The sequence below is a fragment of the Halomonas sp. AOP12-B1-6 genome (assembly GCF_052379225.1).
Classification (GTDB): Bacteria; Pseudomonadota; Gammaproteobacteria; order Pseudomonadales; family Halomonadaceae; genus Vreelandella; species Vreelandella casei.
Genome location: NZ_JBQSYK010000004.1, coordinates 101,069 through 124,571 on the forward strand (window position 1 = coordinate 101,069; position 23,503 = coordinate 124,571).

Sequence of the window (23,503 nt, forward strand, 5' to 3'; positions counted from 1 at the left end):
TCGACGATAGATATGCGTTAAGTCTAGCATGGGTGCATGACTGCTGTGTTTCAGTGCTCAGGTGCAGGCATGTATTCAAATGCGCTAGCATGCGAGCTTGATTTATAGGACGCAACACGCTTCGATAGCAGTATCAGCCGTACGTCTGCTATTCACCAGCTATCTGTTATTAACCGGTTGAATAGTGACTAAACTTAACAATCAATAAGGACGATCTAATGTCTCAGCGTATCCAATTTACACGTACCGGCGCCTCCGATGTGCTTGAGCTGGTCAATGTGAACTCTGCTGATCCAGGTCAAGGTGAAGTGCGCATTGCCAATAAAGCGATCGGCCTTAACTTTATCGATATTTATTTTCGTACCGGCCTTTATCCAGCGCCGTCTATGCCTTCGGGGCTAGGTACCGAAGGCGCGGGCGTTGTCGACGCCGTTGGTGAAGGCGTCACACACTTAAGCGTCGGTGATCGCGTCGCCTATGCGCAAGGCCCGTTAGGCGCCTATGCTCAACTGCACACACTGCCAGCGGCAAAGGTCATCAAACTGCCCGACTCGGTTGATTTTGAGACAGCGGCGGCCAGTATGCTCAAGGGCCTGACCGTGCAGTATCTGCTTCGTCAAACCTATGCGCTGAAAGGCGGCGAAACTATTTTATTCCATGCGGCCGCCGGCGGAGTTGGTTCGATTGCCTGCCAATGGGCGAAAGCGTTAGGTGTAAAACTGATCGGTACGGTCAGCTCGCAAGAAAAAGCGGATCTCGCGATGGCAAACGGTGCCTGGGCGACGATTAATTACAGCGAAGAGAACGTTGCCGAGCGTGTACGTGAGCTGACGAACGGTGAAATGTGCGACGTGGTCTACGATTCTGTGGGCAAAGATATGTGGGAAACATCGTTAGATTGTTTAAAGCCCCGCGCTCTAATGGTTAGTTTTGGCAACTCTTCCGGCCCGGTTGACGGTGTGAATATTGGTATTTTGAATCAGAAGGGTGCGCTGTTTGTCACTCGTCCAAGCCTTAACGGCTATGCGGACACGCGGGAGCGTTTGGAAGCAATGTGCGATGACTTCTTCGCCATGCTTGAGAGCGGTAAAATTACGATTGATATTGCTAACCGCTATCCGCTGGCCGAGGCTGGTAACGCACAGGATGCGCTACAGAGCCGCAAAACCACGGGTTCAACCGTATTGCTTCCCTAAGGCATCATGCTAGTAACAAAAGCCGCTGTGAGCGGCTTTTGTTACTTACGGCTTAGGTTATTTTAAAGCATTAATAGCTACCGCTTAAATAGTGGCAGTTTAGGGTTATACCTCAAAGGCCATATCAAAAAAACGCTGCTCAATTTGGCTGGCTTCAATAAACGGCTTGCTAAGCGTTTCAAAATCGCGCTCGGCGCCTACGCGGTTTAGCTCGTTACATAAAAAATTAACCCAGCGAACAAAATCAGGCTCGTTATGGAGCACAATCCAGTCGCGGTGTTCAGGGCGTATAGGCAGCGGTTCTTGAGCACGCTGAGCCCACTCGAGATAGAGCCATTCAGCGACTACCAGTACTACCAGGATAAAGGCGTAATCCTGTGAATTGCAGGCGCTTTCCATTAGCGCAATAAACGCGTGGGTTGGCTCGGCCAGTTCCGGATTTTTCCACTGTGCTTCGGGAATGTTTAATGCTGCAAACGAATCAATAAAATAGCGATATTCGCTACCCGCCAGTACCGAAAGCTGGCGTGCATGCGTTAGGCGGGCATCTGGATCGTCGGCGACACAAACCGCAGCGCCAAGTAATCGTACAAAGCTATCGCAAAAGTGAAAATCCTGAACCAAATAGCGAGCAAAAACGTTATCCGCAATCTTGCCTTCAAGCAATTGGTCCACAAAACGATGATTGACCGAGGCATTCCAGTGGGGCTGGGCAGCTTCGCGCAGGCGGTGACATAAATCCATACGATCTCCAGTGTGCTGAATAACCCTTGACCGCTATCTTATCGATTTCAACGGTAGAGTGCAGTGAATGCTTGTGTAGGCAGTGAGTTAGTTATATTTTTCACGCGCCATCTGCAGGTCATATACGGCTGTATAGATATCGCCTAATGTATAGGTGATGTATGCACCGTTAGCTTATACGGCAGTTCGACAAGTAAACTGATAGGGCGGTGCAATCGCCTTGCTCTTATTCAATGGCGGCACACGGAGGTGATTAGCATGGCAGCAGACGTTATCGGTTTGGCACCAAGTACGTTAGTGTTTATCGTACTTGGACTAACGCTGGTTGCTTTTATATGGGGCCGTTTTCGCTATGATTTAGTCGCGCTGGCAGCACTGTTAGGGTCTGTGATGCTGGGCCTGGTGCCCGCTGAAGGCGCCTTCGCTGGTTTTGGCCACCCGGCGGTAATTACCGTCGCCGCTGTGCTGGTGCTTAGCCGTGGGTTTGAGCGCTCTGGTGTGGTCGATATTATTTCAAATCAAGTGCTTAAAGTCGGTGAAAACCTGCTTCTCCAGCTGTTAGTGTTGGTGGGCACCGTCACACTGCTGTCGGGTATTATGAATAATGTGGGTGCCTTGGCGCTGCTGCTTCCAGTGGCGATGCGGCTGGCCCGTGAGCACAACACCTCGCCTTCTTTACTGCTGATGCCGCTGGCATTTGGATCATTGCTCGGCGGCCTGACAACGCTGATCGGTACGCCGCCCAATATCATTATTTCCAGCTATCGACGTGAAGTGACGGGCGAAGCGTTTAGTATGTTTAGCTTTTCTCCCGTGGGTGTTGCCGTCGCGCTGGCGGGGCTGGCTTTTATTGTGTTAATCGGCTGGCGCCTGACGCCAAAACGCAGCGGGCAAGCCTCTACGGATGAAATGTTTGATACCGCCAACTATTTGGTCGAGTTAAAAGTGGCAGAGGGATCAAAAGCCAAAGGCTTAACGTTGCAGCAGCTGCGCGACGAGCTGGACGAAACGATCCCCGTGCTGGCGGTGGTGCGTGATGATGAGCGCCGTGCAGGATATGATTTTCACGGTGCTTTGGAAGAGGGCGACATTCTGCTATTAGAAGCAGGCCCTGATGAGCTTCAAATGCTGGAAGACAAAGTAGGGCTTAGCGCGATTGCCGAACGGGAAGAGGACGCTGAGGAAGAATCAGATACATCCGAGCACCCTGACGCTGAGCCTGCTAAGAAAAAGCCAGCGAAGGAGGCCGCACCGGTCGATACCGAGGGCCTACAGCTAATCGAAGCGGTTGTGCGCAATGACTCAATGATGATTAATCGCAGCGTGCGGCAGCTGCGTTTAAATCATCAGTTTGGGCTGCACTTAGTGGCCGTTGCCCGTGACGGCGGGCGCTTGAAGCAGCGCTTGCGCGATATTCGTTTTAAAAATGGTGATGTTTTATTGCTTCAGGGCAGTGAAAATGAAATTTCAGAAAATTTAGCCTCACTTGGCTGCCTGCCACTTGCAAAACGTGAGCTGCATTTAGGTCAGCCGCGCAAGTTGGTGATATCGATTGCCATTTTTGCTCTCGCGATCATGGCGATGATATTTGATTTATTGCCTGCAGCCGTTGCCATGAGTACCGCGGCACTGATTTCACTGCTGATCGGCGTGCTGCCGTTACGTGAAGGGTATCAGGCGATTGACGGCCCTGTGATCGTACTGCTAGCGGCAATGATTCCGGTTGGCGAAGCATTAGAAACTAGCGGTGGCGCGGACCTGGTGGCCAATACGCTGCTGCATTTTGGCAGCGACTGGCCGGTAGTGGTCACCATGATCGGATTGTTCCTTCTCTCCATGTTACTTTCTAATGTGGTTAACAATGCGGCAGCGGCGCTGCTGATGGCGCCAATTGCAGTCAGTTTGGCCAATGGCTTCGACGTTTCGCTTGATCCATTTTTAATGGTCGTGGCGATCAGTGCATCCTGTGCGTTTTTAACGCCGATTGGGCATCAGTCAAACACGTTGGTCATGGGGCCCGGTGGGTATCGGTTTAGTGATTATTGGAAGCTGGGCTTGCCACTGTCAGTGGTGGTGTTAGCCGTTTCTATACCGCTCATTTTGCTGGTGTGGCCGCTTTAGGAGAGCTTGTCACTCTCGGCCTATTAATAGATATAGAGCGAATGGTGGATGATTGTTATTAGGTTTCGAAAATTTTGCTAACCTACTACGCTCTGATACCAATAAAAATCGAACAGGCCGGGCCTATGAACCAACAATTTCGTCAGGATGCCATTGTCGAGCTAGTTCGGCAGCAAGGCTATATGAGCATTGAACAACTCACCGCCCACTTTTCGGTGACGCCGCAAACCATCCGCCGCGATTTAAACACGCTGGCTGATGAAGGGCGGGTTCGACGAGTCCATGGTGGCGTAGGGATCGAGTCCAGTACGGTCAACACTGCGTACAGCACCCGCAAGACGCTGCACTTGGAAGAGAAAGAGCGCATTGCCCACTGCTTAGCTCAGAATATTCCTAATCACTCGTCACTGTTTATTAATATCGGGACCAGTAATGAAATGGTGGCTCAGGCGTTGCTAGAGCATCAGGGGTTGGAGATTATTACTAATAATCTTAATGTCGCCGCCATCTTGCAGCATAAAGAGGATTTTACCGTCATTATTGCCGGTGGCCAGGTGCGTTCTCGCGATGGCGGTATCATTGGCGAAGCCACTATCGACTTTATCAATCAGTTTAAAGTGGACTACGGCATTATCGGCATCAGCGGTATCGATGAGGATGGCTCTCTGCTTGAGTTTGATTATCAGGAAGTCCGCGTTGCTCAGGCTATTATCGCAAACTCGCGGCGCATCTATTTGGCGGCAGACTATTCGAAATTCCACCGCAATCCGGTGGTGCGCCAAGGTAATTTGGATCAGCTTGACGCGTTATTCACCGACCGTAAGCCCCCAGAGTCGATTCAGCGTTTACTCACCCAGCATGATGTTGCGCTTCACATCGCCAGCGCTTAATTCGCGGTGATGTAGTTGGGTTACAACGGCGCCTGCGGCCAATGACGCATTGTTCGCTTTGTTGTCGTGACCCATAGTGAATTCACGGATCAGGCGAGTGCTTCGTTATCCCGAGCCACTGAACTGATCCCTGCTACAGAACCATAGCGCTTCATGATTACCCAGTGCTAAAGGCGAAGGTCTTGTAACGCTTGTGACCATCTCGCAATTACCGAACTGGACACTTATCCGGTCCAGCATGAGTAGCAATGTCACCCTTCTTTCTCAATAAGATGGCTGCTTGGTAACCGATTAACGGACCGGCAGCGGATGACCATACCATGAGGTATTACTAATGAACTGCATCGAACTTAGCCAACAAGCCGATAGCATCGCTAGCTCTTTCAGCAAGCAAGATCTCGCTAGGCTGGTCGTGGCGTTAAAGGGCAATCGTGAGTCACTACAGCATGCGGTTGAGGTTATCGATACCGTAGACAGTCGTTCAGGCTGCACGCTGGAAGAGGCCTGGGATGAAGTGCTCTCTGGAGATTCTCAGCTGCGCATTGAAGACGAAGAGTAGGGCGCGAGGTTTTAACCGGTAAGCAACAACTAGCCCCCTTATTACGTAAGGGGGCTTTTTTGTAGCGGCGAAAAGCTTAAGCGTCAGCCGCGGATATCGCTGGCCGTGAGGTATCCCGGTGCAGTTCAAAATAGCTATTAAAGCGCTCTTCAGCATCGTCGCCAAATAACACGCGGCAGGCCTCTTTTAAGCCACTGGATTGGCGCAGTTGCTCATGGGGTACGACAAGCGAGACTTTGGCGCGACGACGTAGAAAATCTTCAAGCTGGGTGATCATTTCGTGGTCGCGGGCGTGCTCTAACTCGCAGCGAATATATTCGGTGCCTTCAATTAAGATGTCAGCTTGAGCAGGGTCCTCTTGGATTTTGGCTAGCATCTGAACAGCTTGGTCAGCGTAGCGCCGCCAGATTCGCGTCGAGAGAGGCTCTGATGAAGTAGCTGCGGTCATCGCATCTAAGTTCATGCGTTTGGCCTGATCCATAAACTGCTGCTTCACGGCGTCTGCTGGCTCGCCATACCATTTAAAATCAGGCGCGGATAGCGTTACGCCCAAGCGCGTCATTTCCTCGGCAATTTCATCACCAACGTTTAAACAGTCGGTGAGTTTGCCGCCAAAGATACTGATATGGGCGCTGTCGTCATTGGTATCGATCACGTGCTTGCGCGAAAGCTGCAAGAAATCACGGTCACTGCCTTGATCGCCTTTAATCGCTAACGGCCGCACTCCGCAGCGTGTCGAGATAATGTCGTCTTGGCTAAGCGGTTTATCTAACGTTAAACGCTTGTTGATATTTTCCAATACAAAGGCGATATCGTCAGCGGTGACGTCAACCTCCGGGTGCTCCATATGCGTATCGGTGGTGCCGATGCAGGTACGATTCCCCATGGGAATGACAAAAAATAGCCGCCCGTCGTCAGCAAAAAACGCCAGTACGCGCTGGGAATCGGTTAACTGCGGGACGATAAGGTGAATACCTTTGGAATAAAGATGGTGGTGCGTCGTTTTTTGACGTGTTAGCTCATTATGTTGATCTACCCAGGGGCCTGCCGCGTTAATCAGTACCTTGGCGCGAATGTCAAAGGTACTGCCATCCATTACGTTGCGGGCCTTGGTGACCCATAAATCACCCTCGCGCTCGGCACCGAGTGACTCAACGTAGTTTGCGGCAACCGCGCCATAGTTGAGCGCGTGGCGCATAAAATTAAACACAAACCGTGCATCATTATCGTGAAGATAAGCATCGGAGTATTCAAAACCACCGACCGAGTTCTGCGTGTTGATGATGGGCTCTTCGTGCTTGATCTTTTTCGATGAGAGTAGTCGTGGCAATTTGGTAAAGCCATTACCCATTAGCCAATAAAGCCAGGTGCCTGCCCATAGGTAGCGCGGTGAGTGGCGAAAACCTTTTGAAATAGTGGTTAGAAAGCGGATTTCCTGCACCGTGGAAGGATAGCTCTTAATCAAGTGATTGCGGCTTTTACACAGCTTTCGAACCAGTGAAAAGTCGTTGCTTTCCATATATTTAATGCCTCCCCATACTAAATTGGAGGAGTGCATGCTGGTGCTGCCGGCGAAATCGCCACGGTCAATCAAGGCAACTTTTGCGCCTTTTCCTGCCAGTGCCGCTGCCGTGGCCGCGCCATTAATACCGCCACCGATAATGAGCGCGTCAAAAATATCGGTAGGTAACTTTTCAGTGTTTCGATTTCGCAGTGTCATGGCGGGCCCCGTTAACATAAAAAACTCGCTTACCGTCATGGTGTGAACAGTAGGAGGTTTATTGTTTTTTTCACTAACGAAACTATAGGTGATCATTTTCGAACATTCAATGTTCTTTTGGACGCATTAGGCTAGCATCGCCTTATAGACTGCTCGGTAGGTAGATAACGTGGGCGCAAAAAAAACGGCCCCTTATTATCAGGGGCCGGTTGAAGGCGAGCAGAGCAAAAAGCGTTATTTAATGCCGGCTTCTTCCTGCTGAGGTGCTGGCGAGGATTGGCCGTTATGATCAATTAGCGTGGATTTGTTCTTGGCAAAGGCATCGTAGGCGAAGTCATCGACGGTGAGCATTTCCAACACTTCCGCTTCAAAGGTACGCATGAAGATGGCATCGTCCTCGCTGATGAGGCCTTTTTCCAAACCGGCCTCAATACGAGCTTCCGGGTGAAGCGCCGTTTGCGGTATCTCACCTTTTGAATAGGCTTTATTCACCGTTCGATAGAGTACCTCGGCGCGGTCATAGTCAACCAGCAGGGCGTTATAGCGTGCTAGCGGGTTGCGCTGTTCACCGTCATCCGCGTCCCAAGTGTTATCCAACAGCTTTGTGCGCAGAGCGCTGTGGGTGGAAACGCGCTTGGCGATGTCGCGGGCAAGATCGTCATGGGGCTTATTCCAGCGACGGCCGGCCGGCATGACCAAGGCATTGAGCGTTTTACCCAGGATACGATTGGGAAGATTATCGAAAACCTCCACAAGCGCTTGCTCGGCACGCTGGAGTAAAAAGCGGCAGCTATAGTGCAATAGCGCTTCTTCGCCTTCTACCTTACTGCCGGCTTGCCACTGCTTCAGCACCATTGACGTGAGATAAAGATTCGAAAGCACATCGCCCAGGCGTGCAGAAAGCATCTCGCGCTTCTTAAGCGCTGAGCCTAAGCTTGCCATCGCGGCATCGGCACATAGCCCGAAGCCCGCAGAGAGACGTGCCACGTCTTGGGCATACATAGCGGCAGGAGCATCGAAAGGCACGCTAGCTTTACCCAGGCCAAAGCCGAGGGTTAAGGCGCGGGCTGCGTTGCCGAAAATCAGCCCTGCATGGCTGAAGAAGGCTTTATCAAACGCCTGAATATCGTTTGCGTCTTTAGCGGCCAGTTCATCCAGCACATACGGGTGACAGCGGATAGCGCCCTGACCAAAGATCATCAGGTTACGGGTCATAATGTTGGCGCCTTCCACGGTGATCGCCACCGGGTTTGCGCTGTAGCCGATGCCCAAATAGTTGCGCGGGCCAAGCGTCACGGCCTTACCGCCATGAACATCCATGGCGTCACTAAGCAGCACGCGCTGAAACTCGGTTAGCTGACTTTTCAGAATCGCTGAAGGCACCGCGGGTTTTTCGCCGTGATCAATCATGTTCGCGGTTTGGTACACGGTTGCCTGGGAAATGTAGGCCATTGCTGCCATGCGTGCGAGCGGCTCTTGCACACCTTCCATTTCCGCCACCGGCACGTTGAACTGACGACGAACACGGGTGAAACCGCCGCTCCAACCCAGCGCATAGCGCGCAGTGCCGGTAGCGCCTGACGGCAGCGTGATACAGCGGCCAATAGATAAGCATTCCACCAGCATGCGCCAGCCTTGGCCGATCATGTCCTGGCCACCAATGATGGTGTCCAGCGGTACAAAGACATCGTTACCCACAATCGGTCCGTTCATAAACGGGCTGCCGATAGGGTGATGGCGACGACCTATTTCCATGCCAGCGGTGTCACGGGGAATCAAGGCCAAGGTTATGCCGCGATCTTCTTCGTCACCCAGCAGTTTCTCTGGATCAAACAAGCGAAACGCAAGGCCCACAACGGTGGCGATGGGGGCGAGGGTGATCCAGCGCTTTTCGAAGTTAAGACGAAGACCCAGCACCTCTTCGCCATTGATGGTCTGCTTGCAGACGATGCCGGTGTCGGGCAGAGACGTGGCGTCTGAGCCCGCGCGAGGGCCGGTGAGGCCAAAGCAAGGGATTTCACGGCCGTCGGATAAGCGCGGCAGGTAGTGATCTTTTTGCTCTTGGGTGCCGTATTTAAGCAGCAGTTCACCGGGGCCGAGTGAGTTGGGAACGCCCACGGTGACCATCAGCGTTTCATTGGCAGAGAGTTTTTGCAGCACCATCGACTGGGCTTTCGCGGAGAAGCCAAGCCCGCCGTACTCCTTCGGAATAATCATGCCGAAGAAGCCTTCTTTTTTCAGGTAGTCCCACAGTTGCTGGGGCAGGTCGGCGCGCTCATGGGCGATATCCCAGGCATTGCACATCCCCGCCGCTTTGGCGCACTGGTTGGCTAGAAAGGCTTTCTCATCGTCGCGCAGCCCGTCGTCTTTAAAAGCCAGCAGTTTGTCCCACTGAGGCTTGCCTGAAAATAATTCGCCATCCCACGAAACGCTGCCTGCTTCTAAAGCCGTGCGCTCTGTCGCAGATACTTTCGGTGCCACCTTTTTAAACATGGTAAATAGGCGCGGCGTTAGCCATTGGCTACGCAGCGCGGGGAGGCCAGCGGCGGCAACCGCCGCAGCGGCAATAAGCAGCAGCAGGCCGATCACTTTCGCGTCAAACAGCAGGCCAACGAGGCCCAGCACGGCAAGCACGATCAGCGCCGCGGGAGCGCCAGCTTCACGGCGCATTACCACGAGCAGACCTGCGATGGCGAGCACGATAAGGAGTAGGGTGAGCATAGACTCTCTCTCTGTTTCAGGCCTTTTATTTCAGCCTGCTGTTGTTAGTAAAAAGGCAATACAATAACGGGTCGAACGGATGTTTGAATATTGGCAGATGGGTGCCGTTTGGTGCAAGTATTTAGGTAGGGTTAAGGCCATTATAGCCGCACACACTATAAAAAAACGCCATGGCAATAAGCCATGACGTTTTGAGTGATAAACGGACTAAATGTTCAGGTGCGCTTATGTTTAGACGCGCTGTGCGGGTGCGCCGTTTGCTACATAGTAGTCAACGCTGGCACGAGGCAGCGGTGCGCTGCCTTTTATACGGTCAGCGATTTTTTCCGCCAACATAATGGTCGGGGCGTTTAGATTGCCAGTAGGGATTACCGGGAAAAGTGACGCATCGACCACGCGCAGACCTTCAATGCCATGGACGCGGCCCTGGCCATCGGTCACCGCGAGTTCATCGCTACCCATTTTGCAGCTGCCACAGGGGTGGTAGGCCGTTTCGGCGTGTTCCTTAACGAATGCATCGATTTCAGCATCTGACTGAACGTCAGCGCCAGGGGCTATTTCACGACCGCGATATGGTTCAAACGCTGGCTGGGCGATGATATGGCGGGTAAGGCGAATGGCGTCGCGAAACTCTTGCCAGTCGTTCTCTTTAGCCATGTAGTTGAACAAAATGCTCGGCGCCGCGTGAGGATCTTTCGACGTTAAGCGAATGCGGCCACGGCTTTCTGAGCGCATAGAGCCAACGTGGGCCTGGAAGCCGTGAGCCTGCACCGCGCTTTTGCCGTTGTAGCTGATGGCAATGGGTAAAAAGTGGTACTGAAGATTGGGCCACTCTTCTTCATCACGGCTGCGGATGAATCCACAGGCTTCGAACTGGTTGCTGGCGCCTACGCCGGTGCCATTGAAAAGCCATTCCGCGCCAATTTTAGGCTGGTTATACCACTTCAGCGCCGGATAGAGCGAGATAGGTTCCTTGCACTCGTATTGAATGTACATTTCCAGGTGATCCTGGAGATTTTCACCCACGCCGGGCAGGGCGTGAACCGTCTCGATATTAAGCTCTTTCAGCAGTTCTGGATTGCCGATGCCTGAGCGCTGCAAAATCTGCGGCGAGGCGATAGCGCCCCCGCATAAAAGAACTTCACGGCGTGCGTAGACCTGCTGCTTTTCGCCTTTCTGTTCATAACGAACGCCAACGGCGCGTTTACCTTCAAACTCAATAACGTCAGTAACCGCGTGAGTTTCAATGGTGAAATTTTGGCGTTTTTTGGCAGTGTCTAGGTAGCCACGGGCAGTGGACGCACGACGGCCCTTCGGCGTCACAAAGCGGTCCATGGGGCCAAAGCCCTCTTGCTGGTAGCCGTTTACGTCTTCGGTTTCCGGGTAGCCTGCCTGCTTACCAGCTTCAATAAAGGTGCGATAGAGCGGGTTGTTATCCGCTTTTGGCGTGGTCACGCTGACCGGGCCTTCACCACCGTGGTAGCTATTAGCGCCGGTATCGCGGGTTTCGCATTTTTTGAAGTAGGGAAGGCAGCTGAGGTAGTCCCAATCTTCAAGACCGGGCTGTTTGGCCCAGTTGTCGTAGTCGAGGGCGTTGCCACGGATGTAGCACATGCCGTTAATCAGCGAGGAGCCGCCCAGGCCTTTGCCTCGGCCACACTCCATGCGGCGGCCATCCATATGCGGTTCGGGATCGGTTTCGAACGCCCAGTTATAGCGTTTGCCCTGCAGCGGGAATGCCAGGGCCGCTGGCATTTGGGTGCGGAAGTCGAGGCGATAGTCTGGGCCGCCCGCTTCCAGTAGCAGCACACTGACGCTGCTGTCTTCGGTCAGGCGAGTAGCAAGCACGTTGCCTGCGGAGCCTGCGCCGATAATGATGTAATCAAATTCGCGTGGTTGAGACATAATAACTCCTTAAAACACTGACTCAAACGGGCCCATTTCAATCTGTACGGACTTAGTTTGGGTATAGTGATTAAGCGTCTCGATACCGTTCTCGCGACCAATACCCGACTCTTTATAGCCGCCTACCGGCATCTCGGAGGGTGACTCACCCCAAGTGTTAATCCAGCAAATACCGGCTTCCAGTTGGTGAATCACGCGGTGGGCACGATTGAGGCTTTCGCTAAAGACACCGGCGGCAAGTCCATACGTGGTGTCATTGGCGCGGCGAATAACTTCATTTTCGTCATCGAAAACCAACACTGACATTACCGGGCCGAAGATCTCTTCACGCACGATACGCATGTCGTCGGTGCAGTCGGTGAACACGGTTGGTGCAGCCCAGGCGCCATCTGCAAAACTGCCAGTGCTCCAGTCGTCACCGCCTACGAGCAGACGAGCACCTTGCTCTTTGCCCAAAGCGATATAGGAAAGCACTTTCTCTTGATGCTCGAAACTGACCAGCGGGCCAAAGTTGACGCTAGGATCCATAGGGTCACCCGCCTTAATGCGCTTAACGCGCTCGACCAGCTTGGCTTCAAAGGCATCTTTGACGCTGCGCTCCACAAACACCCGTGTGCCGTTAGTGCAGATTTGGCCACTTGAATAGAAGTTGGCCATCATGGCAGCGTCAGCGGCACGGTCCAGGTCGGCGTCGGCGAATACCAGCAGCGGCGACTTGCCGCCAAGCTCCATAGTGACGTCTTTTAGCGTCGAGCTTGCGGCGGCAGCCATGACTTTCTTGCCGGTGCCCGCTTCGCCAGTAAACGAGACTTTGGCGATACCAGGGTGCTGGGTGAGCATGGCGCCCACGCGGCCATCGCCTTGCACCACGTTAAAGACGCCGTTAGGCAGGCCTGCTTGTGTAAAGATCTCGGCCAGCTTCATGACCGTGAGTGGGGTGACTTCGCTAGGCTTAAATACTACCGCATTGCCTGCGGCCAGCGCCGGCGCTGCTTTCCAGCAAGCTATTTGGATGGGATAGTTCCACGCCCCAATGGCACCAATCACGCCCAGCGGCTCGCGGCGGGTGTACACAAAAGAGCTGTCACGTAGGGGGATCTGATTGCCTTCAATAGCAGGCGCCAGGCCAGCGTAGTACTCAAGCGCATCGGCGCCGGTCACGATATCAACGCTCGCCGTTTCGCTAATCGGCTTGCCGGTATTGCGGGTTTCCAATTCGGCAAGCTCGTCATTACGTTCTCGTAACAATGCCACGGCGCGCAATAATACGCGCGAACGCTGCATGCCGGTCATGGCGGCCCACTCACGCTGGCCGCGCTGAGCGGCTTCAACGGCGGTGTCAACATCGGACTGGCTGGCTTGGCCGATCGTAGCGATCAGGCTGCCATTAAAAGGATTGGTGACGGTAAAGGTTTCACCTGACGTGGCGCTTACCTGGCGACCATCAATATAGAGAGGCTGTATGTCTTGAGCGGCCATGTAGGTCTCCTCGAATAAAAACTAGCGATATGTATCGGATGCAGACGTTGCACAGCCATGATGATCAAGCAGTTGATCAAGGTAGGCCTGCGCGATAAGCCGGGCTTCATCTGCATCAAGCCCTGCAGGCGTTAACGCTCCGCGCAGCCATAGGCCGTCAATCATCGCCGCCAAACCGCGGGCGGCGCTGCGGGCATCATGGCGTGGCATTACGCGTCTAAACTGATGGCATAAATGGGTGTAAAGGCGCCGGTCATTGACGTTTTGCAAGCGCTGAAGCATGGGCTTGTGCATGCTGCTCGCCCAAAAGGCTAACCATGTCTTGGCAGCGGGGCCGGTGACTTGAGTGCGGTCAAAGTTGCCCTCAATAATAGCGCTAATGTGGGCGCGCGGAGAGTCGTCTGTTAACGCATGGCGGCGCGCGGCAACGGCCTCGGTAAGATCGGTGAGGATTTGCCGCATGGTTGCTTCCAGCAGGCCATCTTTGCCGCCAAAGTAATGGCTGATGATGCCCGCAGATACGCCCGCATGACGAGAAATGCGCATCACGGTGGCTTCGGCTAGACCAACTTCATCAATGGCAGCCATCGTTGCGTGGATTAACTGCTGACGGCGTATCGGTTCCATTCCAACCTTTGGCACGTTGATCTCCTGCGAACGCTCACCTGTATACGTTGAATACTTAGCGTGAGTGAAACTTGAAACCCACTGTTAAGCATGATTACCTAACCATGATGGCATTTTTTTATTGAACGTTCAATCAATAAAAGATCGGTCTATACAGGCGACGTACTTTTTTCTGAATGTGAGCTGAGCTCTCAGTGCGCTCGCATCAGACGTTTCAAGGGGACAACGAACATGAGTAAAATTTCGACGTGTTACGCCGGTGCTTTACTGCTGGCCGCCGGATTGCCAGCGGTGGCTTATGCCGACGAATGCAGCAGCGTACGCTTTGCTGAAGTCGGCTGGACAGACATTACCGCGACCACCGCGCTGGCCAGTGAAGTGCTTGAAGGGCTCGGCTATGTATCAAGCATAGATACGGTCTCTGTGCCCATTGCCTACGCGGGGATGCGCAACAATGATTTTGATGTATTTCTGGGCAACTGGATGCCTTCAATGGCATCTATTAGCGACCCTTATATAGAGCGAGGGGAGGTCGAGCGCTTGGTAGCTAACCTGGAAGGGGCAAAGTACACACTGGCCGTGCCGCAATACGTTTATGATGCGGGTGTGACATCGGTCAATGACCTGGCGGCGCATGCAGATCAGTTTGACCGCAGCGTGCACGGCATTGAAGCAGGCAACGATGGCAACGAGCTAATCGAGCAAATGATTGATGATAACGCCTATGAGTTAGGCGACTGGCAGGTGGTTAACTCCAGCGAGGCAGGGATGTTGGCGGAGTTGCGTGCGCGCGTCCCGAATGAGCAGTGGATGGTGTTTTTAGGTTGGGAGCCACACCCCATGAACTCTAACTTTGAGATGGCCTATCTCTCAGGCGCCGATGATTATTTTGGCCCTGAGCTAGGGGGCGCGACGGTGCATACAAATACACGCGCGGGGTTTGTGGATGAGTGCCCAAATGTGGGGGTGTTATTACGCAATATGACCTTTACGCTGGAAATGGAGAACCAGCTGATGAGCGCGATTATGGATGATGGTGTCGCGCCCCGTGACGCCGCGCGTGACTACTTAAAAGCCAATGACAGTATCCTGGATGAGTGGTTAAACGGCGTGACAACGCGTAATGGCGAGCCTGGCGCAGAGGCCGTGCGCGCTGCCATTCAATAAGCTAATTTAGGTGGGGAAGGTGAGTCGGAATCCGGCTTGCCTTTCGCATTTAAGATAGGCATAATCTGCACCCGTTGATGAGGAAAAGGCTACGTAGCTCAGCTGGTTAGAGCACATCACTCATAATGATGGGGTCCCCTGTTCAAATCAGGGCGTAGCCACCACATCAGCATTAGCACACTTATTTCATACAGAGTGTGCCGTTATGGTGGCCCCTTAGGTCCTCCCGCAACGCTAAACTGCGAACCCCGCCAGGCCCGGAAGGGAGCAACGGTAGTGGTGGCTGCGTGTGCCGGGATGTGGCTTCTGGGGCTACCACCATTTCTAGCCTGCATTATTTTATTTCCCTCCTTTAAATACTGCTGACGCACAGACTCGTCAAGCAATACGCTTGCGTCTTGTAAGCTAGTGCGGTACTTACATTTAATATTAGCCTTACGGGTATTACGATGAAAACGCTACTGCGATGGCTGCTCAGCCTCGTGGCGCTTTTGGCGCTGCTGTTAGTGGGACCTGCATGGTTATTGGTGACGAATCAGGTGGTCACGGATGTTCATTGGTCATCGTTAGATCGCACCTCGACGGGTATTGCGCCTGACCCTGCAGCCTATTCTGAGGCTGTTGTGCAGGTCTATTCGGCCCGGGCATACAATTGGCGAGGGGCGTTTGGCGAGCATATTTGGATCGCAACCAAAGCGGAAAATGCTGACAGTTATCGGCTACATCAGGTATTGAGCTGGCGCCAGCCCACGGTGGTGTCCTCTATTGATACGCCTGACCGGACTTGGTTTGGAAATGCGCCTACGCTGTTGGCCGATTATCGCGGGGAAGCGGCTGGCCAGATGATTCCGAAAATAGAGGCCGCCGCCACGGATTATCCTCAAGCCGACCTTTACCGCGTGTGGCCCGGGCCTAATAGCAATAGCTTTATTGCCTGGGTAATACGTGAAGTACCAGGGTTTGAGGTAACGCTGCCTGTGACGGCTATCGGTAAGGATTATATTTTTAACGGCGTGTTTGCGCCTGCCCCCAGCGGCACTGGCTACCAGTTTTCACTAGGCGGCATGATCGGCATTATGTTCGCGCTGGAAGAGGGTCTTGAGATTAATTTTTTAGGGCTCAGCGTTGGTTTTGATGTTATGCGGCCTGCGTTAAAGCTGCCGGGTATCGGGAGGCTGGGAATGCCCGCCCGAGTATCAGGCAGTGGTGATTAGCTTTTAATTTTGCTGGTGGTCGGTAAAGCGTTGCATGATCGTGAGTGTTTCATCGCTTACGTGATGCTCCATGCCTTCAGCATCAATGCGGGCGGTGGCATCTTTAACACCCAGTGCACGCAGGAAGTGCAGCACGATGTCGTGGCGAGCACGCGACGTCTCGGCCATTTTTTGGCCAGCCTCGGTGAGGAACAGCGATCGGTAGGGCTTGCTAGTCACTAGCTCCAGCTCATTTAAACGCCGAATCATTTTCGATACAGTCGCTTGGCTAACCGCCATGCGATTGGCTATATCCGCTGCACGGGCTTCGCCACGGTGCATCAGCAAATCACCTATCAGCTCAACATAGTCTTCAATCAATTCGGTTTCGTGAGCGTTGCGCACCGTTGCGTATTGCAGGGCGTGCTGCTCCACGGGGGGCAGCGCATCGCCAGGAATGCTGGCGGCGGGCAATGAGGCGTTCGGATTAGATTCAGTCATCGGCAGATTATATCGGAGGCTGGTGTAACAATCATTGGATAGTCGCGTATTTTTACGCACAAAGCTTTCCAGTTGATAATACACAAAAGAGATCCGCTAAGAATCAGTACTTTTGCTGAGTCCCCCTGCTTAGGTTTGTTGTTTTATTCTGCTAAAATCCGCCACCTTCGCTGTAAATAGCCTTTCAATAGCTTTAGGGATCTTCATGAATGCAGTAATTCTGGCGGTGCTGGTGATGGTTGCGCTATCGCTGGCGCGTGTCTCGGTGGTTTTCGCGCTGGTGCTGGGTGCTTTAGTGGGCGGCTTGGTGGGTGGGTTGAGCCTTGAGCAAACCATGGATGCGTTTAATGCAGGCGTGGGTGGCGGTGCCCAAGTTGCATTGGCCTATGCCACTCTAGGCGCGTTTGCAGTGGCGATTTCCCGCTCTGGTTTGCCGGACATGCTGGCGAATCGTCTGATTACGTTACTGGGCAAACAAACCACGCCAGCACATCAAGCGCGCGTTAAAGTGCTGCTGCTAACGGCGGTTTTGCTGGTTGCCATCTCGTCACAAAACGCTATTCCTGTGCATATCGCTTTTATACCCGTGCTTATTCCGCCGCTCTTAATCGTGATGAATCGCTTGAGGCTAGATCGGCGCGCGGTGGCCTGTGCACTCACGTTTGGATTAACTGCGCCGTACATGCTGCTGCCAGTCGGTTTTGGGGCGATCTTCCTCAACGATATATTGCTCGCTAACTTAAATAGCGCCGGCGGGCCGTTAGGCTTAGAGATTACCCGTGGCATGGTGCCTATGGCCATGGCGATCCCGGTAGGCGGTATGGCGTTAGGGCTAATCGTCGCGCTATTTTGGAGCTATCGGCGCCCGCGTGACTATCAGGCTCAAGACATTGCTAACGCTAACGTGATGGAAGGGCATACGCCCGCCGAGCCTCACATGCTGGGGCTTATAATGTCGGGTGTTGCCATCGTCGCTGCGCTGGGGCTGCAGCTATATAGCGGCTCAATGATTTTAGGTGGCTTGGTAGGAATTGGTTTGCTCTCGCTTGGGGGAATATTCAAGTGGCGAGAAGCTGATGATCTCTTTACCAGCGGCATGCGAATGATGGCGCTGATTGGTTTTATCATGATTTCAGCGGCGGGCTTTGCCGAAGTGATGAAAACCACGGGTGAAATCGACACGCTGGTATCGGGTGCCTTTGCGGTACTGGGTGATAACCGAGGCTTAGCTGCGCTAGTAATGCTGCTGGTCGGGCTGTTTATAACGCTGGGGATTGGCTCTTCGTTCTCAACCATTCCCATTATTGCCGCTATTTTTGTGCCCTTAGCGGTGCAGTTTGGCTTTTCGCCCATGGCCACGGTAGTGCTGGTAGGTACGGCAGCGGCGCTGGGAGATGCGGGCTCACCTGCGTCTGATTCAACCCTGGGGCCGACCTCCGGTCTTAATGTGGATCGTCAGCATGATCACATTTGGGACAGCGTTGTGCCGACGTTTCTGCATTACAATATTCCACTAGTGGGCTTTGGCTGGCTGGCGGCAATGATGCTGTAAGCATGTGGCTTTGATATGCAAAGGGACAACAGGCGTTGTCCCTTTTTTATGAGTAATCATGCCTCACTGCTTAGGCAAATAAGACTCAAAAGCGCTTAGTAGGCCTCGCAGCAGAGAAAGCTCTTTGCGGCTAGGCTGCGCGCGAGCAAAGAGTGCTTGGAGCTGCTCTTCAGTGCGGGCGTGGGGTTGGGTTAAAAAGCCACTTTTTTGCATTAACTCCCCGAGATGCGCTTGGAAGTGTAGAAACTGTTCACGGCTAGGGGGTATCGCTTCCAGCGGCCGTTGATATGCGAAATCGTTATCTGCGCTTTTACGCCATGCACGGTGCACTTCGTACGCTAAAATTTGCACCGCTTGAGATAAATTCAGAATGCCGTAATCGGCATTGGCTGGGATGCTGACCTGGTGGGTGCAGCAGCGAATCTCATCGTTTGTAAGTCCTGAGCGCTCTCGTCCAAATACTAGTGCTACCGGTGCAGTTTGCGCATTCTGAATGACGTCTAAGGCCATATCGTCGGGTTCATCATAGTGGGGCAACGGTAGGCTGCGCAGGCGCGCGCTAGCCCCCACCACTTGAACACAGTCGATAACAGCGGCGTCTAGCGAGCTGACAATGCGGGCATTATCAAGCACATCGTTAGCGCCCGCGGAAAGGCGAGTGGCTTCTTCATCAGGGTATGAGCGTGGGTTAACCAGCACCAGCTCAGTCAAACCCATGGTTTTCATTGCCCGCGCCGCAGCCCCAATATTGCCTGGGTGAAAGGTCTGTACGAGCACGATACGGATATGCTGCAACATGCGTTATCGCTCTATAGCCTTAAAAAATCGGCCTGATAATAGCACGTTGGCTTAGCTGAATGGACGATAAGTTATGATGTAGCGTTAATGCCGTGCAGGTCTTTATAACGCAACAACCCCGCACAAGGCGGGGTTGTTGGTGATGACATTAACAGCTAGTCATCTTGAGCAAAGGGCTCAGGGTTGCGTTACATCATGCCGCCCATACCACCCATTCCACCCATGCCGCCCATATCAGGAGCGCCTTCTTTCTCTTCGGGGTCTTCTGCGATCATGCACTCAGTGGTGATCATCAGACCTGCAACAGAACCAGCGGACTGCAGCGCAGTACGGGTTACTTTAGCGGGGTCCAGAACGCCCATTTCGAACAGATCGCCGTATTCGCCGGTCTGTGCGTTGTAGCCGAAGTTGCCTACTTCATCTTTAACGCGATTAATTACGATGGCAGCTTCTTCACCAGCGTTAGTCACGATTTGACGAAGCGGTGACTGCATAGCGCGCAGCGCCATGTTGATACCGTGGTTTTGGTCTTCGTTTTCGCCAGTCAGGCCTTGTACTTTAGCCATAACGCGAACGAGTGCTGTACCGCCACCAGGTACCACGCCTTCTTCAACGGCTGCACGAGTAGAGTGCAGAGCGTCTTCAACGCGTGCTTTCTTCTCTTTCATTTCCACTTCGGTCGCAGCACCAACGCGGATAACAGCAACACCGCCTGCTAGTTTAGCAACACGCTCTTGCAGCTTCTCTTTGTCGTAATCAGAAGACGTATCTTCGATTTGCGCGCGGATCTGGTTAACGCGAGCTTCAATGTCGTTTTCTGCACCAGCGCCGTCGATGATCGTGGTGTTTTCTTTAGACATCGTCATGCGCTTAGCCGTACCCAGGTGATCCAGGGTAGCTTGCTCAAGCGTCAGGCCAACTTCTTCAGAAATGACCGTGCCGTTGGTCAGGATAGCAATGTCCTGCAGCATGGATTTACGACGGTCGCCGAAGCCAGGTGCTTTAGCAGCAGCGACTTTAACGATACCGCGCATGTTGTTAACCACCAACGTTGCAAGCGCTTCGCCTTCGATATCTTCAGCGATAATAGCTAGCGGCTTGCCTTGCTTAGCAACGGCTTCAAGAACCGGCAGCAGCTCACGGATGTTGGAGATCTTTTTATCCACTAATAGGATGTAAGGATCTTCCAGTTCAACCGTCATGGTGTCCTGGTTGGTAACGAAGTAGGGAGACAGGTAGCCGCGATCAAACTGCATACCTTCAACAACTTCTAGCTCATCTTCAAAGCCACGGCCTTCATCAACGGTGATGACGCCTTCTTTACCTACTTTTTCCATCGCTTCAGCGATGATTTCACCAATACGCTTGTCGCCGTTGGCAGAAATCGTGCCGACCTGAGCAATCGACTTGGTGTCGGTGCAAGGTACAGACATTGCTTTGATTTCTTTAACAGCGGCCGCAACGGCTTGATCGATGCCGCGCTTGAGGTCCATCGGGTTCATGCCGGCAGTCACGCCTTTCAGGCCTTCAGCAATGATTGCTTGGGCGAGAACGGTAGCGGTGGTGGTGCCGTCGCCAGCCGCATCAGAAGTCTGTGAAGCAACTTCTTTAACCATCTGGGCGCCCATGTTCTCGAACTTGTCTTTCAGTTCGATTTCTTTAGCGACAGAGACACCGTCTTTAGTAACGGTGGGGGAGCCGAAGGATTTTTCCAGCACCACGTTACGGCCTTTCGGGCCTAGCGTTACTTTTACTGCGTTGGCAAGAACATCAACGCCGCGCGCCATACGTTTGCGTGCGTCATCAGAAAATTTAACTTGTTTAGCTGACATAGTGGTTACTTCCTAAATTGAATTCAAAAACGTGAAAGTAAATAGCTGAAATGAGGATTAACCTTCAACAACGGCAAGGATATCGGTTTCACTCATAATCAGAACTTCTTCGCCGTCGACTTTTTGTTTCTCAACGCCGTAGCCATCTTTAAAGATCACGTTGTCGCCGACTTTAACGTCTAGCGGACGTACTTCGCCATTTTCAAGAATGCGACCATTGCCGACGGCTAATACTTCACCACGGGTAGGTTTTTCTTGTGCATTACCAGGAAGCACGATGCCACCAGCCGTTTTCTGTTCTTCTTCAACGCGACGGACGATGACACGATCATGTAAAGGACGGATGTTCATTCACGTTCTCCTAAGTAGGTTGAAGCCCTTATTGAGGGCAGCTAGCTAAAAAATGTTCTCGTGGGAGTCCCCGCGAGACGTGAAGACCTTGCGGTCTTCATTGTTAATGGCGGCTGCTACATTAAGCAGTCACCGAAATTATGTGCTGGCTAAAAAGTGGGGGCTGCAGGTGGCCTTTCAAGGGGGGAGAGCAATAAAAAATTGCTTTTGTGCAGATTTTCTTCCAAACGGTGCGTTATCGATGGCGTGACGACTCATCACGGCTAATGAAATCACCTTCAATGGGGCCTTTTTGATCCGATGAGGAAGTTGCGGAGTCTTTAGCTGGCCCATCAAACCATCCGTCATCGTTGTCGGCGCGCGTTGAGCGTGAGTGGGTAGACGATGTATGCGGGCCTTGCTGCTGTCCTGCAATGGTCTTAATGCCTAGCCACGTTAATGCTTTAAGCATTAAATGGCGTGCACTGGGAATCAGGCATGCAAGGCCAAGTGCGTCCGACAAGAAACCCGGTGCCATCAGTAAGGCGCCGCCAAAAATAAGTGCGGCGCCAGTCAGAAGCTCGCTAGAAGGAATTTCACCTGCCTGCATGCGCTGGCGTGCACGGGCGAAGGTTGAGACGCCTTCTTTACGAATAAGATGTAGCCCGGCAAAGCCTGTGCCAAGCACTAATAATAGGGTAGTAATCAAACCTATTTGGCTGCCAATTGAAAAAAGCACAATAAAATCTAGTAAAGTGAACAGCGATATAAAAATCAAAATAGGCATGGTTAACTCCAGAAATAAACGACTCAATAACCGTCGTAGCTGGCTAATATGGTGCCAGAAATACAAATAACAAGCAGCTAAAGATGTGCGTTTTAGCGTTAGTGCCGTGCGATTCGGGCTAGTAAATCCCTTGTTGTGCGGCGCACAATGAGGCGGCGTAAATCTTCTTAAAGGAGTCAGTGATGGTTATTACCGATAAAGTCATTGCTATAACCGGTGGCGCACGAGGATTGGGCTATGCCACGGCCCTGCGTTTGGGCAAGCAGGGCGCGCGCGTGGCGCTGCTGGATATGAGTAGTGAAGCATTGGCTCAGGCGGTATCACAGCTTTCTGCTGAAGGGGTTGATGCGCAGGCCTTTGTGGTAAACGTTGCGGAAGAGGCTTCCGTTATTCAGGCATTTGCCGATATTGCAAAACGCATGGCGCCGGTAAGCGGCTGCGTGAATAACGCAGGCATTACCCAGGACGCACTGCTGGTCAAGGCGAAAGATGGCCACGTTGAGAAGCGTATGTCGCTGGAAAGCTGGCAAAACGTCATCAATGTTAATTTAACCGGCGTTTTTCTGTGCGGGCGTGAAGCGGCTACTCAGATGATTGAGGCAGGGCATGAGGGGGTAATCGTCAATATCTCAAGCATTTCGCGTGCGGGCAATATGGGGCAGAGTAACTATGCGGCGGCCAAGGCGGGAGTGCATGCGTTAACGGTAACCTGGAGTAAGGAGCTGGCGCGCTATAGCATTCGTACAGGTACCGTTGCACCTGGATTTGTGGCCACTGAAATGACTGCTGGTATGCGCCCAGATATGTTGGAGCGCATTACCTCTAGCGTGCCGTTAAAACGTTTGGGGGATCCCGATAATATTGCCCAAAGTGTCGCTTTCATTGTTGAAAATGATTATTTCAGCGGGCGCATCATTGAGTGTGACGGCGGATTGAGGCTATAGTTTTTACTGAGTATAGCTTTTACTGAGTATAGCTTTTACTGAGTATAGTTTTTACACCAGCTCTGCCTGGGCGGCCTGTATGGCCGCTCTGCAAGCATCATTGATACGCCCGCAACATCAATTAGCAATTAAACAGCGCAACGGTTTTGCATTAAAAGTAGTCGCGGCTGATTTTGCCTTGCTCTCGGTTCAGCTTAAGCCGTTCACTTGGTTCTGCTTAAGTAAGTGCAGCTGTGTAACGAGCAGGCACAAAAAAAGCACCTCATGGGTGCCTGATATGCTGACTAATTCAGAGAAAATTTTAAAGCTAACTTCTTGAAAACTAACAAGTAATTGGTGCGGATGGGGAGACTCGAACTCCCACACCTTACGGCACTAGAACCTAAATCTAGCGTGTCTACCAATTCCACCACATCCGCGAAGACGAGGCGTATATT

19 protein-coding genes, 2 tRNA genes and 1 other RNA gene are annotated in these 23,503 nt (G+C 52.6%); 10 read left to right on the forward strand and 12 right to left on the reverse strand.

What is annotated here, in order from left to right:
* Nucleotides 1–218 precede the first annotated feature (218 nt).
* Nucleotides 219–1,196 carry an NADPH:quinone reductase gene (locus ACT3TR_RS13065; RefSeq protein ID WP_444625510.1) on the forward strand — a complete coding sequence of 326 codons (978 nt, stop codon included), beginning with the start codon at nucleotides 219–221 and terminating at the stop codon, nucleotides 1,194–1,196.
* A 105-nt stretch (nucleotides 1,197–1,301) separates the two neighbouring features.
* Here ACT3TR_RS13065 and ACT3TR_RS13070 read toward each other — a convergent pair whose 3' ends face one another.
* Nucleotides 1,302–1,940, reverse strand: coding sequence for a TenA family protein (locus ACT3TR_RS13070; RefSeq protein WP_444625509.1), 639 nt, complete (start codon nucleotides 1,938–1,940; stop codon nucleotides 1,302–1,304).
* 258 nt (nucleotides 1,941–2,198) lie between these two features.
* On the opposite strand from ACT3TR_RS13070, the gene ACT3TR_RS13075 reads away from it, so the two are divergent.
* The 3 genes from ACT3TR_RS13075 (at nucleotide 2,199) to ACT3TR_RS13085 (ending at nucleotide 5,510) form a co-directional block, all read left to right on the forward strand.
* Nucleotides 2,199–4,061: an SLC13 family permease gene (locus ACT3TR_RS13075; RefSeq protein WP_444625508.1), complete on the forward strand. Its 1,863-nt coding sequence runs from the start codon at nucleotides 2,199–2,201 to the stop codon at nucleotides 4,059–4,061.
* 125 nt (nucleotides 4,062–4,186) lie between these two features.
* Nucleotides 4,187–4,951: a DeoR/GlpR family transcriptional regulator gene (locus ACT3TR_RS13080; protein ID WP_444625507.1), complete on the forward strand. Its 765-nt coding sequence runs from the start codon at nucleotides 4,187–4,189 to the stop codon at nucleotides 4,949–4,951.
* A gap of 334 nt (nucleotides 4,952–5,285) precedes the next feature.
* Nucleotides 5,286–5,510 (forward strand): hypothetical protein, encoded by a 225-nt coding sequence (locus ACT3TR_RS13085; RefSeq protein WP_180096060.1) that lies wholly within the window; start codon nucleotides 5,286–5,288, stop codon nucleotides 5,508–5,510.
* Nucleotides 5,511–5,586: 76 nt separating this feature from the next.
* On the opposite strand, the gene ACT3TR_RS13090 is transcribed toward ACT3TR_RS13085, so the two are convergent.
* The 5 genes from ACT3TR_RS13090 to betI all read right to left on the reverse strand — a co-directional run bounded on the left by ACT3TR_RS13090 (nucleotide 5,587) and on the right by betI (nucleotide 13,977).
* Entirely contained in the window at nucleotides 5,587–7,230 is a 1,644-nt protein-coding gene (locus tag ACT3TR_RS13090) for a glycerol-3-phosphate dehydrogenase/oxidase (RefSeq protein ID WP_444625506.1), read from the reverse strand.
* A 234-nt stretch (nucleotides 7,231–7,464) separates the two neighbouring features.
* The gene (locus tag ACT3TR_RS13095; RefSeq protein ID WP_444625505.1) at nucleotides 7,465–9,951 is read right to left on the reverse strand and encodes an acyl-CoA dehydrogenase; all 2,487 of its coding nucleotides are present in this window, start codon (nucleotides 9,949–9,951) and stop codon (nucleotides 7,465–7,467) included.
* Nucleotides 9,952–10,182: 231 nt separating this feature from the next.
* A complete protein-coding gene (gene betA / locus ACT3TR_RS13100; RefSeq protein WP_444625504.1) occupies nucleotides 10,183–11,856 on the reverse strand; it encodes a choline dehydrogenase in 1,674 nt (557 codons plus the stop codon).
* Nucleotides 11,857–11,865: 9 nt separating this feature from the next.
* Complete coding sequence (gene betB, locus ACT3TR_RS13105; protein ID WP_444625503.1) at nucleotides 11,866–13,335, reverse strand: betaine-aldehyde dehydrogenase; 1,470 nt, start codon at nucleotides 13,333–13,335, stop codon at nucleotides 11,866–11,868.
* A gap of 21 nt (nucleotides 13,336–13,356) precedes the next feature.
* Nucleotides 13,357–13,977: a transcriptional regulator BetI gene (betI, locus tag ACT3TR_RS13110; RefSeq protein ID WP_176483399.1), complete on the reverse strand. Its 621-nt coding sequence runs from the start codon at nucleotides 13,975–13,977 to the stop codon at nucleotides 13,357–13,359.
* Nucleotides 13,978–14,193: 216 nt separating this feature from the next.
* Here betI and ACT3TR_RS13115 point away from each other — a divergent pair, with 216 nt between their 5' ends.
* From ACT3TR_RS13115 to ACT3TR_RS13130, 4 genes are all read left to right on the forward strand, one after another.
* The gene (locus tag ACT3TR_RS13115; protein ID WP_444625502.1) at nucleotides 14,194–15,129 is read left to right on the forward strand and encodes a choline ABC transporter substrate-binding protein; all 936 of its coding nucleotides are present in this window, start codon (nucleotides 14,194–14,196) and stop codon (nucleotides 15,127–15,129) included.
* 87 nt (nucleotides 15,130–15,216) lie between these two features.
* Nucleotides 15,217–15,293: transfer RNA gene (locus tag ACT3TR_RS13120), tRNA-Met, on the forward strand.
* A gap of 51 nt (nucleotides 15,294–15,344) precedes the next feature.
* Nucleotides 15,345–15,441: signal recognition particle sRNA small type (gene ffs, locus ACT3TR_RS13125), an RNA gene on the forward strand.
* Between the two features lie 137 nt (nucleotides 15,442–15,578).
* Nucleotides 15,579–16,343 (forward strand): DUF3750 domain-containing protein, encoded by a 765-nt coding sequence (locus tag ACT3TR_RS13130; protein WP_096280298.1) that lies wholly within the window; start codon nucleotides 15,579–15,581, stop codon nucleotides 16,341–16,343.
* A 3-nt stretch (nucleotides 16,344–16,346) separates the two neighbouring features.
* On the opposite strand, the gene mntR is transcribed toward ACT3TR_RS13130, so the two are convergent.
* On the reverse strand, nucleotides 16,347–16,823 hold the full coding sequence (gene mntR / locus ACT3TR_RS13135; protein WP_096280296.1) for a manganese-binding transcriptional regulator MntR: 477 nt from the start codon (nucleotides 16,821–16,823) through the stop codon (nucleotides 16,347–16,349).
* Nucleotides 16,824–17,028: 205 nt separating this feature from the next.
* On the opposite strand from mntR, the gene ACT3TR_RS13140 reads away from it, so the two are divergent.
* On the forward strand, nucleotides 17,029–18,375 hold the full coding sequence (locus tag ACT3TR_RS13140) for a Na+/H+ antiporter family protein (protein WP_096280294.1): 1,347 nt from the start codon (nucleotides 17,029–17,031) through the stop codon (nucleotides 18,373–18,375).
* A gap of 63 nt (nucleotides 18,376–18,438) precedes the next feature.
* Here ACT3TR_RS13140 and ACT3TR_RS13145 read toward each other — a convergent pair whose 3' ends face one another.
* From ACT3TR_RS13145 to ACT3TR_RS13160, 4 genes are all read right to left on the reverse strand, one after another.
* On the reverse strand, nucleotides 18,439–19,173 hold the full coding sequence (locus tag ACT3TR_RS13145; RefSeq protein WP_441684434.1) for an RNA methyltransferase: 735 nt from the start codon (nucleotides 19,171–19,173) through the stop codon (nucleotides 18,439–18,441).
* Nucleotides 19,174–19,361: 188 nt separating this feature from the next.
* Nucleotides 19,362–21,005: a chaperonin GroEL gene (gene groL / locus ACT3TR_RS13150; protein ID WP_096280290.1), complete on the reverse strand. Its 1,644-nt coding sequence runs from the start codon at nucleotides 21,003–21,005 to the stop codon at nucleotides 19,362–19,364.
* A gap of 57 nt (nucleotides 21,006–21,062) precedes the next feature.
* Nucleotides 21,063–21,356, reverse strand: a complete 294-nt coding sequence (locus ACT3TR_RS13155) for a co-chaperone GroES (protein WP_096280288.1) — start codon at nucleotides 21,354–21,356, stop codon at nucleotides 21,063–21,065.
* Between the two features lie 235 nt (nucleotides 21,357–21,591).
* A complete protein-coding gene (locus ACT3TR_RS13160) occupies nucleotides 21,592–22,122 on the reverse strand; it encodes an FxsA family protein (RefSeq protein WP_444625501.1) in 531 nt (176 codons plus the stop codon).
* A 182-nt stretch (nucleotides 22,123–22,304) separates the two neighbouring features.
* Here ACT3TR_RS13160 and ACT3TR_RS13165 point away from each other — a divergent pair, with 182 nt between their 5' ends.
* Nucleotides 22,305–23,066, forward strand: a complete 762-nt coding sequence (locus ACT3TR_RS13165) for an SDR family oxidoreductase (RefSeq protein WP_096280284.1) — start codon at nucleotides 22,305–22,307, stop codon at nucleotides 23,064–23,066.
* 334 nt (nucleotides 23,067–23,400) lie between these two features.
* Here ACT3TR_RS13165 and ACT3TR_RS13170 read toward each other — a convergent pair.
* Nucleotides 23,401–23,485, reverse strand: a tRNA-Leu gene (locus ACT3TR_RS13170).
* Nucleotides 23,486–23,503: the final 18 nt, after the last annotated feature.

What these genes read in the sequence shown, in the direction of transcription:
- ACT3TR_RS13095 (WP_444625505.1), bottom strand. Translation starts at nt 9,951, where the DNA reads ATGCTCACCCTACTCCTTATCGTGCTCGCCATCGCAGGTCTGCTCGTG.
- ACT3TR_RS13085 (WP_180096060.1), top strand. Translation starts at nt 5,286, where the DNA reads ATGAACTGCATCGAACTTAGCCAACAAGCCGATAGCATCGCTAGCTCT.
- betB (WP_444625503.1), bottom strand. Translation starts at nt 13,335, where the DNA reads ATGGCCGCTCAAGACATACAGCCTCTCTATATTGATGGTCGCCAGGTA.
- ACT3TR_RS13160 (WP_444625501.1), bottom strand. Translation starts at nt 22,122, where the DNA reads ATGCCTATTTTGATTTTTATATCGCTGTTCACTTTACTAGATTTTATT.
- ACT3TR_RS13165 (WP_096280284.1), top strand. Translation starts at nt 22,305, where the DNA reads ATGGTTATTACCGATAAAGTCATTGCTATAACCGGTGGCGCACGAGGA.
- betA (WP_444625504.1), bottom strand. Translation starts at nt 11,856, where the DNA reads ATGTCTCAACCACGCGAATTTGATTACATCATTATCGGCGCAGGCTCC.
- groL (WP_096280290.1), bottom strand. Translation starts at nt 21,005, where the DNA reads ATGTCAGCTAAACAAGTTAAATTTTCTGATGACGCACGCAAACGTATG.
- ACT3TR_RS13065 (WP_444625510.1), top strand. Translation starts at nt 219, where the DNA reads ATGTCTCAGCGTATCCAATTTACACGTACCGGCGCCTCCGATGTGCTT.
- ACT3TR_RS13075 (WP_444625508.1), top strand. Translation starts at nt 2,199, where the DNA reads ATGGCAGCAGACGTTATCGGTTTGGCACCAAGTACGTTAGTGTTTATC.
- ACT3TR_RS13155 (WP_096280288.1), bottom strand. Translation starts at nt 21,356, where the DNA reads ATGAACATCCGTCCTTTACATGATCGTGTCATCGTCCGTCGCGTTGAA.
- ACT3TR_RS13130 (WP_096280298.1), top strand. Translation starts at nt 15,579, where the DNA reads ATGAAAACGCTACTGCGATGGCTGCTCAGCCTCGTGGCGCTTTTGGCG.
- ACT3TR_RS13070 (WP_444625509.1), bottom strand. Translation starts at nt 1,940, where the DNA reads ATGGATTTATGTCACCGCCTGCGCGAAGCTGCCCAGCCCCACTGGAAT.
- ACT3TR_RS13115 (WP_444625502.1), top strand. Translation starts at nt 14,194, where the DNA reads ATGAGTAAAATTTCGACGTGTTACGCCGGTGCTTTACTGCTGGCCGCC.
- ACT3TR_RS13080 (WP_444625507.1), top strand. Translation starts at nt 4,187, where the DNA reads ATGAACCAACAATTTCGTCAGGATGCCATTGTCGAGCTAGTTCGGCAG.
- mntR (WP_096280296.1), bottom strand. Translation starts at nt 16,823, where the DNA reads ATGACTGAATCTAATCCGAACGCCTCATTGCCCGCCGCCAGCATTCCT.
- ACT3TR_RS13140 (WP_096280294.1), top strand. Translation starts at nt 17,029, where the DNA reads ATGAATGCAGTAATTCTGGCGGTGCTGGTGATGGTTGCGCTATCGCTG.
- ACT3TR_RS13090 (WP_444625506.1), bottom strand. Translation starts at nt 7,230, where the DNA reads ATGACACTGCGAAATCGAAACACTGAAAAGTTACCTACCGATATTTTT.
- ACT3TR_RS13145 (WP_441684434.1), bottom strand. Translation starts at nt 19,173, where the DNA reads ATGTTGCAGCATATCCGTATCGTGCTCGTACAGACCTTTCACCCAGGC.